Here is a 12,223-nt window from a genome sequence, read left to right on the forward strand (position 1 = left end):
ATGTGGTTTCGCCATGCCGATGCAATCCAGACTTGTCGCCCTTGCCGCTGCTGCCCTGTTGTCAGCGGGCGCCGCACATGCCCAGCAGGGCGCCAAGAAGAACGCCGCTCCTCCGGCCGCGCAACCCGCGCCTGCCCCGACGCAAGCACAGGCCGACAGCGCTTCCGGGCAGCCCGGCTGGATCGTCCGCTGCACCAGCGCGAGCCGCGATGCGGCGCTCGAATGCGCGATGGAGCAAAACGCGGTGCTGACCAAGACCGGCCAGACCGTCGTCCTGATCAACATCCGCATCACGCCCGACACCCGAACGCCGATCGCGCTACTGCAATTGCCACTCGGCCTCAATCTTCCCGTCGGCGCCAAGCTCCAGGTGGACGAAGGCAAGACCGTCGATCTCCAGATCCAGACTTGCGAGAACCGTGGCTGCTACGCCTCGACCCCGGTGGTGCCGGACCTGCTCGCCGCCTTGCGGTCGGGCAAGCAGCTGAAGGTTTCCTTCCAGAACATGGCCAAGGAGACGATCGCGATCCCGATGCCGCTCGGCGATTTCGCAGCAGCTTACGACAAGATCAAGTGACGGGCTTCCTTAGGCTGCGATGTCGCTCGCCCGAAGCAATGTCGTGAAGCCGCCATAGATCATGCGCTTGCCATCGAACGGCATTCCCTCCATCTTCAGACGCGGGTCCGCCATCACCTTCTTGTTGACGGCATCTCGGCTCTCGCGATCGCGGTACACGATCCAGGAGAACACCACGACCTCGTCCTCCTTCGCCATTACCGCGCGCGGAAACGAGGTGAGTTCTCCATAGGGAACGTCGTCACCGATGCATTCGACATAATCGAGTGCGCCGTGCTCCATCCAGATCGCGCAGGCGGTCGTCGCCAGCGCCTTGTAGGCCTCGATCTTGTCCTTCGGTACGGCGAGAACGAAACCATCGACATAGGGCATGAGGGATCTCCTTGGGTTGTACGGCCCAAGGACGATACAGCGCGCTGCGATCCGACCTGAAAATGCGAATGTAAGGTGAGGCAAACCGTCGCGAGCAGCGAGGCGGCCGATGAACCTGGCATCCTGCGCAGGGGCTTGGAACCATACCTGGAAAAGTGCCTGGAGCTGGCTGGGGAACCTGGATTCGAACCAAGACAAACAGAGTCAGAGTCTGTTGTGCTACCGTTACACCATTCCCCACCGAAGCGCTTGAAATCGCTAAGCTTTCTTCGGAGTCTTGCGAGGCTGGCTGAAAATTTTGCAAATCAGCGGCTCGCAGGCCGCTCATATAGCCGCGCTGATCTTCGCGGTCCAGCCCTTCTGTGAACATCGTTGCTTGTTCTTGCTGCGTTCACGCCCGAGCGAAACGTCTTGGCGCTCCTTTTCGGAATAAGCGCGGAGCGCATGTTCGCGGCACCGCGTCTGCAAGCTCACCTCGGTGATCTCGGCGTGCACGGGACGTGCGCGCAATGGCCGGATCGGATGCGACCATTCCGACCAGAGCACGCCATCAATGCGTGCGACCGATGTGGACAACGATCTCACCCTTGCCGTTCGCAATCATCACCTGGCCGTATTCGTCCTGCGGCGGACTTTCCTCGTAGCGGAGCGGGATCGTCGTGATCTCCTGCAGAGCTTCCCCGCTCGGCTCCTGGGCATTCACGTCGAGGATCAGGATCTTCGGATTGATCCCCTGCGGCGTGCGCTTTGTCAGGCGGGCTTGCCAGCCGTTGGTCGGCACCCGCACGTCTCCCGTCATGATCAGCTTGGGCGGCGCGCCGGGCGCGCGATCGATCCAGGCTTTGAAGGTGTTTCTCAGCAGGACAGTCATGATACGCCTCTCCCTTGCCAAGTTGCGCGACACTTCGGTCACGAACGAAGCTTAGACCGGCGAAGCGAAGTCGACCGTGAATCAGCCGTGAATCCGGCGTGCGCGCAACGCGCCGCGTCGACGGGCGCGGGACTTGCCGTACACGATACCGTCATCTCTCCCTGCCGGCCTTCCGCCGCCGCGCACGATATGTCGGACAAGGCGAACAAGTCAGATCGAGTTCGCGCGTGAGTTGTCGACGGCGCGGCGACTGCCCCGCATACCGCCGAAGAGCCGCCGATTCACGCTGATTTCACGCTCCTCGGCTCGAAGTAGCGAGCTTTTTTCATTCCGCCCGCAAGTCGCATTTCGATCATTCCGCAACCCTTGACCATCCGACGACGCGAGATGTACCATTCCCGAATTGCATCAGATCCGGCGGGCTGTATTCCTGAGCTCACCTGTCATTGGCTTCGCAGACCGCGCGAACCGATCGTTTGCATTCTGCCAAGTCTGGCCACCCGGAACCTGCCCTCCTACAGCGTCGTCGACATCATCGACGGGGGATGGGACGAGATGTCGGGAGTCAACAGCAACGAGGCGGTTGGCGCAGACGAGCCCCGCCACCTGACACTTAAAATCATCGGAGCATTTTCGGCGTCCGTGGACGGGCACGAGGTCGGGCTCGGCCGAAAGGCGCAAGCGCTTCTCGGCTACATGATGCTCTCCTCCGCACGCCAGTTGCCCAGGAGCAAGTTGGTCGGGCTGCTCTGGAGCGAGAAGGAAGACCCGCTCGCAAAGGGTTCGCTGCGCCAATCCTTAAGCCAGATTCAGCGCGAGCTAAAGGCGCTCGGTTGCCCGCACTTCCATGCAGACCAAATCCACGTGGCACTCGAGATCGAGCGGGTGACGTGTGATCTGGTCGAGATCATCTCGGATGCCGAGCGCGGTATCGTCCATCCACTACTGCTCACGCGCGAACGCCTGACCGACGATATCCTCGACGACCTGGAGGGCGTCGATCCGGCATTCTCGGAATGGCTCGCAGAGACGCGCCCCCTGATCCACGAACGGCTGATCGACGCGCTGACGAGGCTGCTGCCCAGTGAGACCGACCCCGTCGTGGCGGCAACCGCGGAAGCTGCTGCGAAGGCGATCCACCGGCTGGATTCCGAAAACGAGCGGGCCATTCGTGTTCTCATCAAGAGCCATCTCGCGACCGGGAGCATTGGCGCGGCACTCGCGATCTATGCGCGCCTCTGGCGCCAACTCGAAGATGCTTACGACATCGAGCCGCACAAACTGACGCAGGACTTGATCGCCGGCCTGCGGCAGCAGCAGCCCGAAACCGTCGTGCGGCCGGCTGCGTCCGCCGTAGCAGCACCCGCTGTCGCCCTGGCCGGATCCGTCGTCAGCCGGCCGTCGGTCGCCGTCCTTCCCTTTCGCGCGCTCTCGCCCACCCTGGAGCCTCAATTCACGATCGGCGTCGTCGACAGTGTCGTCCAGGCTCTGTCGGGATTGAAAGAGCTGTTCGTCATTTCCCGCGGCTCCACGATGATCCCGGCATCGCAGACGCCGGATCTGCGTGCAATTGGCCGCGATCTCAATGCGCAGTACCTGCTTCATGGAAGCATTCAGCGCGCCGGCGATCAGATCCGGATCTCGACCGAGCTCGTTGCCGCCGAAACGGTCGAAGTCGTCCGCGTCAATCGTCTCAGCGGGACTGTAGCCGATGTCTTCGACTTGCAGGATCGCATCGCCGTCGAGGTCATCCGCTCGCTGGCGCCCCAAGTCCGCGATCGGGAGCTTCATCGCGCTATGCAGAAGAGACCAGACGATCTCGACGCCTATCAACTGGCGTTGGTCGGTTACGATCAGATGTTCAGTCCGGATTACACGACGTTCGTGACGGCGCGAACCAACTTCGAGCGGGCGCACATGCTCAGCCCCAATTGGGCTCCGCCGCTGTCGTACAGCGCGATCTGGCACATGCAGCGCGTGGCGCGCGGATGGTCCGCGAATGCATTGAACGAGCGCGATACCGCGCGTGCCCTCGCCGAAAGAGCGCTGGAGCGCAACTCGGCAGATCCGCTCGCCAACGCCGTCGGCGGTTACACGTTGTCGCAGTGCAAGCACGACCATGTCGGTGCCCTCAGCCAGCTTGACCGCGCGATCGAGCTTACGCCGAACCTGGCGCTCGCATTCGCGTACCGGGCCGCGGTGCATGTCCGCTGCGAAAACTACGAAGATGCGCTCCGCGATGCGGCAGTCAATCTGCGCCTGTCCCCGAGAGACCGGCACGCATGGTTCGCCGAGATGATCTCGGCTCAGGCCTATTTTGCCAAGCGGGATCTCACATCTGCCATCGAACACGCGATGCGGGTTGCGATGCAATTGCCCAGCAACCAGGTGAACCTGCGCGTCCTCGTTGCCGCACTCGTGGAGAGCGGACGTCTCGACGATGCGCAGACTTTTGCCCAACCCCTGATGACGGCGGGCGAGATCGATCTGAGGTGGATCACGACGTCGCCGTGGCCGAAGCCGACCCTGACGCGGGTCGAAGCAGCGCTCTCACGGCTGGCGGCACTTCAACACGGAGACGGCACGAGCGGCACCGACGAATTCTAAACAGAGGAGGCACACATGGCAGGCGGATACGGGGGATATGGCGGTTACGGCGGATATGGCGGCTATGGAGGCTACGGCGGGTATGGCGGGTATGGAGGCTACGGCGGCAACGCGGGCGGATCAGGCGGCGCCATGTTCACCGATCGCGTCGATCGCCCGTTCATAAGCGAGCGCGATATCGCCGGCGCCAGATTCGATCCCAGCGGCTTTGGCATGAGGCTGTGGTCGACCCGTTGGTACGCCTGGGTCGTGATGTCCGATCTTGCCAGCCGGGCAGATTGGCTCGACAGGCTCGGCGGATTTGCACTGCTCGGCGCCGGGCCAACCCCTTGGGCCGGGGCGCTTGACGACGATATCAGCGCCTTGAGAAACATGGCAGTTCACGAGCGCGCTGCGGCCCTCGACGACATCGTATCCGAGGCCGACGAATTCATCAGCAAGTTCCTGCATCTGGTGTCCGCGACGGCGACGACGCACCCGGCCACATCGCGCATGCTGATCGTCGCCGACGCGCTCACGGCATTGATCACGATGCACTACAAGGCTCATTTCAATCGTCCGCGTCCAACCCAGGTCGTGCCCGGCCTCATGTCGCCGATCCAGCACGGCGGGCATGCGTCCTACCCAAGCGGTCACGCTACCCAGGCTCACGTCTTCGCGGCTCTGCTCACGGAGGTCGTACCGCCATCCCTCGGCGTTCCAGACCCCGCGCCGGGAGCCGCGGGGAGAACCACGATCGGAAAGACGCTTGGTGCCCTTGCCGACAGAGTGGCGCGCAATCGCGAAATCGCCGGCCTCCACTATCGCTCGGATACCGTGGCAGGCGTGACACTCGCAGCCGCGATCACTGACAAAATTCTCCTCGATCGGACATACCTGCCGAAGTTCAGGGAGCTCGTCGACAACGCCAGGCGCGAGTGGGCGGACACCGGTGTCTTCGCAGGAGGGAAAGATGCGCAAGAGTGATGGCTACGGCTTGTACGAGGTCGTGCCGGAGGGCTTCAATCTTCTAGAGGCCAGCTCGGACAAGCTCGATCTCTACGGCATTCCGCAAAAGCCGGATGTTCTCACCGAGCCGGAGCTGTTCAAATTTTGGACAACTCTCGTTTCGCCGCGCTTTTCCGCGAAGCGACCGACGTTCAGCACCATCGACCCCCCATCGCTCGGAGGAGCACTTGAATCGATGTTGAATTGGTCGGGGGCGCTGGTCTCCACGCCCTGGCCGCAGCGGATCGTTTTCGCAGCAGGCGGATGGAAGGTGCCGGCCGTGCGTCAGCCGTCCGCGCCGGCGCTGAACACGCACTCCGACGACCCCAAATCGTTGTTGTGGGTGGGCCTCGACGGCCGCAACGGCAGGTTACCCAATACGTCCCTTCCTCAAATCGGCACCGGCCACTGGCCCAACCGCAAGCCAAATCACTTCGCCTGGTGGGACTGGTGGCACAACTCGGACGAAAAGGATATGACGCCGCAAGCGATCACGGTGATCGACAACCTGCCGATCGAGACCGGCGATGAGATCCTCGCGGGTCTTGCGGTGCAGGTCAGCGGAGACGTTCTGTACTTCATCAAGAACCAGAGCACCGGCGAATTCCGCTCGTTTCTCGTCCGACAGCCGCCCGGAGAGATCGAACCGCTCGGATCATCGGTGGAATGGGTGATGGAGCGGCCGACCGACCCGGGCAGCGGCGACCTGTTTCCGCTTCCGGATTATGGTTCCGTGGATTTCAGCTACTGTGTGGCGCGGGCTGCGGACGGAGCGGTCGGGTCAGGACGCATGATGACGCTCGCCGACAACGCACTCATGATCGAGATGCGCGAGAATTTCGCCAATCCCGAGCGAACCGTCATTGTGTCACGCGCGGCACTACGGCAGGAGAACGCGAGCGCCCCGATCGGCGTCACGTGTACATTCCAGGATCCCATGGCGTGAGCTAGCAAAGCGCATTTCGGGCCGGACCGCGGAGAAGCGGCCGCGTCGTGATCCGGCCCGTTTCAGCTGGCGAAAGACCAGCAACGGTGCGCCTACTCCAGCTTGATGTTCGCCGCCTCGATCACCTTCTTCCAGCGCACCGTCTCGGAGGCGATGTAGGCTGCGAAGGGCTCCGAATCCACCGCCACCGCAGCGGCACCAAGCTCGGCCATCTTCTGCACCGTCTCCGGCTGCTGCATGAAGGCGCGGATTTCGGCCGAGAGCTTCTCGACGATCGGCTTCGGCGTGCCCGCAGGGACGAAGAAGCCGTGCCAGGCCACCGCCTCGAAGCCCGGCAGGAATTCGGCCACCGCGGGGACTTCGCGATCGAAGTCGGCGCGCTTGGGGGTTGCGGTCGCCAGCATCGCGAGCTGGCCGGTCTTCACCTGCGGCAGCAGCAGCGGCACATTGTCGAAGGCGAGATCGATCTGGCCGCTGAGCAGGTCCGTCAGCATCTGGCTCGACCCCTTGTAGGGCACGTGCACCATCTTGGTGCCGGTCATCTGCTGGAACAGCTCGCCGGCCAGATGCTGCGAAGTGCCGACGCCGGCGGAGCCGAACGAGACCTTGTCGGGGTTCGCCTTCAGATATGCGATCAGTTCCGGCACGGTGCGCGCCTTGATCTTGCTGGGGTTCACTACGAGCACGTTGGGCACGACGCTGATCTGGGCGACCGGCACCAGATCCTTGTCCGGCTGGTAACTCAGCTTCGGGCCGTAGAGCGACGGATTGATCGCGAGCGCGGAGGTGCTGGCAAGGCCGAGCGTGATGCCGTCAGGCGCCGACTTCGCCAGCCGCGTGACGCCAAGGATCGAGCCCGCGCCGCCCACATTCTCGACCACGAACGGCTTGCCGAATTTCGTCTGCAATTGGTTCGAGACCATGCGCGCGAAGATATCCGCTGTGCCGCCGGCGGCGAAGGGAACGATCACAGTTACCTGCTTGGACGGATAGGCGTCCTGCGCCTGCACCGGCGACGTCGTCAGCAGCACTGCCGACACAAGACCAAGCCACATCGATCTCATCGAAGTTTCCTCTACTTTCATTGTGTTGTTGATTGGCGCCGCGCGCAGCAGGCGTGTCAGAACGCGACCTCGTACATGTTGAGGATCGCATCCCGGCTCAAATCGCGCGGATTGTTGTCGAGCAGGCGACGAATGGCGTGCGCCTCGTCCGCCATCACGCCGAGATCGTTTCTGGGCACGCCGAGCGCGGACAGTCGCATCTCGATGCCGAGGTCCTTGCAGAACTCATAGCTGGCATCGAATGCAAGCTCGGGATCATTGCGTTCCGGCAGCCCCAGTGCACCCAGCACGGCGACTGTCTTCTCGTCCACCGCCGGCATGTTGAAAGCGAGCGTGTGCGGGAAGATCACCGCGCAGGCGAGACCGTGCGCAACGTGATGGCGCGTGCCGAGCGGATAGGCCACGGCGTGGCCCGCCGTCGTATTCACCGGCCCGAGGCAATAGCCGCCATAGAGCGAGGCCAGTGACAGGCCGGCACGCGCCTCGCGGTCGCTGCCATCGGTGACCGCGCGCTTGAGATAGCGTCCGACCAGCCGTGCGCCTTCGAGCGCATAGAGGTCGATCGTCGGATGCGCCTTGCGGCTGGTGTAGGCCTCGACGCAATGCGCCAAGGCGTCGACGCCGGTCGCCGCAGTCACTTGCTTCGGCACGGTCATCGTCAGGTCGGGATCGACGATCGCGATGTCGGCCAGCATGAAGCGGCTCTGCACTGCCTGCTTGTTCTGGCTGACGGGATCGGTGACCAGCGCGCGGGTGCCGGCCTCGCTGCCGGTGCCCGAGGTGGTTGGGATCTGCATCAGTGCCACGTTGCGTCCGGCCACCTTCTCGGGCCCGACGATGTCGGCGAATGCGACCTCGTTCGTGCACATCACCGCGACCAGCTTGGCGAGATCCATCGCGCTGCCGCCGCCGAAGCCGACGACGAGATCGGGCTTGACCTCCTTCGCCATCGCCACCGCCTTCTCGAGATTGGGCAGGTCAGGCTCGGGCTTGACGTCGCCGAACACTTTCACCGCCCCCGGCAGCGCCAGCGTGTCGACACGGCGCGCGTTGAACGGGTCCGAGATCACCAGCGGCCGCCTGGCGCCGATCCGCTCGGCGAAGCGCGCTGCAGCGGTGATCGTGCCGTTTCCGAACTCCAGGATGGTGGGACGTTGGATTTCGATGGGCGTGAAGGCGTTGGTCATCGTGCGTTCGATCTCATGATTTGGCTGCGGAGGTGCCGGCGGCCAGCCGCTCGGCATAATCGATGGCCTCGATCAGGCTGTGCTCGTTGGCGATGCCCTTGCCGGCGATGTCGAAGGCGGTGCCGTGATCGACGGAGGTGCGGATGATCGGCAAGCCGAGCGTGATGTTGACGCCGGAGAGCTCCTGCCAGCGGCCGGTCGCCGGGTCGACCTGGAAGCCGAGCAGCTTGACGGGAATGTGCCCCTGATCGTGATACATCGCGACCGCGGCATCGAACTGGCCGGCACGCAGCTTGACGAAAATGGTATCGCCCGGCACCGGACCGACGACGTCGAGGCCATCCGCCACGGCCTTCGCGATCGTCGGCGCCGATACGTCGATATCTTGCCGGCCGAACAGACCGCCCTCGCCGGCATGCGGATTGAGGGCGGCGATCGCGATCTTCGGCCTGGCAATGCCAAGCCGGCGCAACGCGTCATTGGTGAGGTCGATCACCATGCGCAGCCGCTCCGGCGTCAGCCGTTTCGGCACGTCCTCGAGCGCAACATGGGTCGAGACATGGCTGACGCGCATGTTGCCGTGGGCGAGCAGCATAACCGAGCCGCGCACGCCGGTGAGATGCGCCAGCATCTCGGTATGGCCCGGGAAATGATAGCCGGCCTTGTTGAGGGCCTCCTTGTTGAGCGGCGCGGTGACGATGGCCGCGGTCCGGCCGGCCTGCGTCAAGCGCACGCCCTGCTCGATCGCCTTGTAGGCAAAGCGGCCGCCATCGGCGCTGAGCACGCCCGGCTTGATCGGATCGCCCTCGACGTCGGCCTGGAGGTAGCAGAGATCGGGCCACTCGCGATCGTCGGCCGTCACCTCCGGGATCGCGACATCGGCGCCGAGCGCGGACTTGGCACCATCGAGCGCTGCGCCGCTGCCGATGATGAGCAGGCGCAGATCGCCCTTCGCGATCCGCTCCTTCAGCCCGACGCAGGCCTTGACGATGATCTCCGGCCCGATCCCGGCCGGATCGCCCATGGTGATGGCAAGATGACGAGAGGTCATGTCGGACTCTCCATTCTGAGCAGATGATTGTCCCGGAGTAGGTCACGCCACAGCCCGCTGGGACCGAATGCGCCGGATTTCGAGATCACGTCGACGCCGGCCCAGCGCCCGCCTTGCAGGATCGAGCGCGGCAATCCAGGAACGATACGTCCTGTCACCTGGAGCGCATGCGCGCCAAGGGCAACGCATGCGGCCTTCAGGGTCTCACCGCCGGCGACAATCAGCGTGCCGGGCGGGTCGAGCGCCGCAATCAATGCCGCCATTTCGCGCGCGATCCGCCGCGCCGCTTCAGTGCGCATCAAGCCTTCGGCGAGAGAGAATTTGACCATCGCGACGCGGTCGTCGCCCAGCTTGCGCCGGACGCGCGCCGCGCCCTCGCCTTCCGCAAGCGCAATCGTCGCCGCGCCACACGCAGCCAGCTGAGAGGCGGTGGCGGGCTGGTCGGAGCCGAACAACCCCAGCACCGGCAACTTCAATTGGCTCGGCGCATCGGCACGGTGGCTGCGTGCAAGCGCGCCGGCCAATCCGCCGCTTCCGCACCACAGTACGGGTCCCGGCATGCGTCGTGCCATCTCGACGACGCGATCGAGGTCGATGTCGCTCTCGGCATCGAACACCTGAACGCCGCCCAGCGCCAGCGTATCGGAGCTGCCCTGCCGCGCCTCGATGCCGTCCTGCCTCAACTGATCGAGCAAATTGTCGCCGACCCGGTGCCACTCGCCTTGCATCGTGCGCGCGAATTGCTGGCCGCCCGCGGTGCGGCGCCCCTGATAGTCGAACGCGGGCGCGACCACGCAGGATACCCAGTGGCCGCTGCGTAGGCAGGCGCCGAGCTCGGCCGCCCACGCGCCACGCAGGAGGCTGTCGACCTTCTTGTAGGCAATCGTCGCCCCCTCGAGCTGCGGCGCCAGCCGCGCGACGATCTCGACGCTCTCGGCCTTCGACCGCTCGCGGGTACCGCTGTCGATCGCGAGACTCCCGGAGCCGGACGTCGCAGGTGCGTCCGGCCAGGTGACGTCAAACGGTCCGCACAGGCCGACGAACTCCGCCGCGGTGTCGAGGGCACCGGTGAGATCGTCAGCAAGCAGGCGGACGCTCGTCATCGTCAGGCTACGCCCATGCTGAAGATTTTGCCGGGATTCATCAGGCGATGCGGATCGAGCAATTGCTTGATGTCGCGCATCAGCTCGATATCGAGAGGATCGGCGACCCGCGCAAGCCTGCCGCGATTCGTAATGCCGATGCCGTGCTCGGCACTGATCGCTCCATCCTGCGCCGCGGTCTCGTCGTCGACGATCTCGTTGATGTGCGCCACGAGCCTCGCTGTCGTATCCGGATCCTGGCAATGCACGCGATCGATCAGGGCCACGACGTGGATGTTGCCGTCGCCGATATGGCCGTGCATGACGACTTTCGCATGCGGGACGGCCGCCTTGATGCGGGCTTCGACATTGTTGACGAAGGCTGCCTGGCGCTCCAGCGGCACCACGCTGTCGTGCGACACGACATAGCCGCTGCGCTTGTTGCCTTCGGACACGCTGTGCCTGACAGACCAGATCGCCTTCGCCTGGGTCAGATTGGAAGCCAATATGGCGTCGTCAGCGAGCCCGGCTTCCATCGCATCCGCGAGGACCGCGGCCAGCGGCTCATTGAGGTCAACGCCCGCGAGCGTGTCGGTCAGCTCGACGATCAGATACCACGGCGTCGTCAGCTCGAAGGGAATGGTGACATGCGGCACCGTCGCGGCGATCGCCTCGACCTGCGAGCGCGACATGATCTCGAGGCTGCCGAGCCGGTCGCCGACTGCGCCGCGCAGGCGCTGCATGATCTCGAGCGCCTGCTCCACGCCTTGCAGCTTCAACAGCGCCAGGGCCGAGCTGCGCGGGGGCGCGAACAGCTTCAGCACTGCCGCGGTGACGATGCCGAGCGTGCCCTCCGCGCCGATGAAGAGCTGCTTGAGCGCATAGCCCGTATTGTCCTTGCGCAGTGCGCGCAGGCCATTGAGGACGCGGCCATCGGGCAAGACGACCTCCAGCCCGAGCACGAGATCGCGCGTCGGACCGTAACGCAGCACGGCGGTGCCGCCGGCGTTGGTCGAGATGTTGCCGCCGATCTGGCAGGAGCCCTCGGCGCCAAGGCTCAAGGGAAAGTAGCGGTCGACGTCCCGCGCCGCGTTCTGTACCTCCGCGAGGATGCAGCCGGCCTCCACCGTGATGGTGTTTGCGAGCGGACTGACGTCGCGCACGGCCCGCATGCGGTCGAGCCGGATCACGACATTGCCCGCGCGATCGTCGGGCGTCGCCGCCCCGCACATGCCGGTGTTACCGCCCTGCGGCACGATGGCGAGCCGCCTTGCGGCGCAGAATTTCACGACGGCGGCGACCTCGGCGGTCGAGCCCGGCTTCACCACCGCGACCGCACGGCCGTGATAGCGCCCGCGCCAGTCCACCACATAGGGCTCCTGGTCGGGTCCGGACGCGATGACATGCTTGTCGCCGACGATCGCGGCGAGCCCGGCCAGCGCATCCTGGAAAGCATCGGACATCGGTTCGCCTCGTCGC

11 protein-coding genes and 1 tRNA gene are annotated in these 12,223 nt (G+C 64.6%); 4 read left to right on the forward strand and 8 right to left on the reverse strand.

Annotated elements, in window-relative coordinates; translation table 11 throughout:
* The first annotated feature begins 13 nt into the window (after positions 1-13).
* Positions 14-577, forward strand: a complete 564-nt coding sequence (locus BRAD3257_RS23245) for an invasion associated locus B family protein (protein ID WP_162500323.1) — start codon at positions 14-16, stop codon at positions 575-577.
* 9 nt (positions 578-586) lie between these two features.
* On the opposite strand, the gene BRAD3257_RS23250 is transcribed toward BRAD3257_RS23245, so the two are convergent.
* The 3 genes from BRAD3257_RS23250 to BRAD3257_RS23265 all read right to left on the reverse strand — a co-directional run bounded on the left by BRAD3257_RS23250 (position 587) and on the right by BRAD3257_RS23265 (position 1,820).
* The gene (locus tag BRAD3257_RS23250; protein ID WP_122403759.1) at positions 587-949 is read right to left on the reverse strand and encodes a DUF1428 domain-containing protein; all 363 of its coding nucleotides are present in this window, start codon (positions 947-949) and stop codon (positions 587-589) included.
* Positions 950-1,115: 166 nt separating this feature from the next.
* Positions 1,116-1,189 (reverse strand) — tRNA-Gln (locus BRAD3257_RS23255).
* Positions 1,190-1,499: 310 nt separating this feature from the next.
* Positions 1,500-1,820 carry a hypothetical protein gene (locus tag BRAD3257_RS23265; RefSeq protein ID WP_122403761.1) on the reverse strand — a complete coding sequence of 107 codons (321 nt, stop codon included), beginning with the start codon at positions 1,818-1,820 and terminating at the stop codon, positions 1,500-1,502.
* A 555-nt stretch (positions 1,821-2,375) separates the two neighbouring features.
* Here BRAD3257_RS23265 and BRAD3257_RS23270 point away from each other — a divergent pair.
* The 3 genes from BRAD3257_RS23270 to BRAD3257_RS23280 all read left to right on the forward strand — a co-directional run bounded on the left by BRAD3257_RS23270 (position 2,376) and on the right by BRAD3257_RS23280 (position 6,360).
* A complete protein-coding gene (locus BRAD3257_RS23270; protein WP_160118833.1) occupies positions 2,376-4,427 on the forward strand; it encodes a BTAD domain-containing putative transcriptional regulator in 2,052 nt (683 codons plus the stop codon).
* Positions 4,428-4,559: 132 nt separating this feature from the next.
* Positions 4,560-5,393 carry a phosphatase PAP2 family protein gene (locus tag BRAD3257_RS23275; RefSeq protein ID WP_181956121.1) on the forward strand — a complete coding sequence of 278 codons (834 nt, stop codon included), beginning with the start codon at positions 4,560-4,562 and terminating at the stop codon, positions 5,391-5,393.
* Positions 5,380-6,360 (forward strand): G1 family glutamic endopeptidase, encoded by a 981-nt coding sequence (locus BRAD3257_RS23280; protein ID WP_122403764.1) that lies wholly within the window; start codon positions 5,380-5,382, stop codon positions 6,358-6,360. Before BRAD3257_RS23275 ends, BRAD3257_RS23280 begins: the two co-directional genes overlap by 14 nt.
* A gap of 92 nt (positions 6,361-6,452) precedes the next feature.
* On the opposite strand, the gene BRAD3257_RS23285 is transcribed toward BRAD3257_RS23280, so the two are convergent.
* From BRAD3257_RS23285 to BRAD3257_RS23305, 5 genes are read right to left on the reverse strand one after another with little or no spacing between them, the layout of a single operon-like run.
* Complete coding sequence (locus BRAD3257_RS23285; RefSeq protein ID WP_162500324.1) at positions 6,453-7,424, reverse strand: Bug family tripartite tricarboxylate transporter substrate binding protein; 972 nt, start codon at positions 7,422-7,424, stop codon at positions 6,453-6,455.
* A gap of 56 nt (positions 7,425-7,480) precedes the next feature.
* On the reverse strand, positions 7,481-8,611 hold the full coding sequence (locus BRAD3257_RS23290; RefSeq protein WP_244607673.1) for an iron-containing alcohol dehydrogenase: 1,131 nt from the start codon (positions 8,609-8,611) through the stop codon (positions 7,481-7,483).
* Positions 8,612-8,624: 13 nt separating this feature from the next.
* Positions 8,625-9,662: a 4-hydroxythreonine-4-phosphate dehydrogenase PdxA gene (pdxA, locus tag BRAD3257_RS23295; protein ID WP_122403767.1), complete on the reverse strand. Its 1,038-nt coding sequence runs from the start codon at positions 9,660-9,662 to the stop codon at positions 8,625-8,627.
* Complete coding sequence (locus BRAD3257_RS23300; RefSeq protein ID WP_122403768.1) at positions 9,659-10,765, reverse strand: four-carbon acid sugar kinase family protein; 1,107 nt, start codon at positions 10,763-10,765, stop codon at positions 9,659-9,661. Before BRAD3257_RS23300 ends, pdxA begins: the two co-directional genes overlap by 4 nt.
* A 2-nt stretch (positions 10,766-10,767) precedes the next feature.
* The gene (locus BRAD3257_RS23305; protein WP_122403769.1) at positions 10,768-12,207 is read right to left on the reverse strand and encodes an FAD-binding oxidoreductase; all 1,440 of its coding nucleotides are present in this window, start codon (positions 12,205-12,207) and stop codon (positions 10,768-10,770) included.
* Between the last annotated feature and the right edge of the window lie 16 nt (positions 12,208-12,223).

Source organism: Bradyrhizobium vignae (assembly GCF_900324035.1).
Lineage (GTDB): Bacteria > Pseudomonadota > Alphaproteobacteria > Rhizobiales > Xanthobacteraceae > Bradyrhizobium > Bradyrhizobium vignae.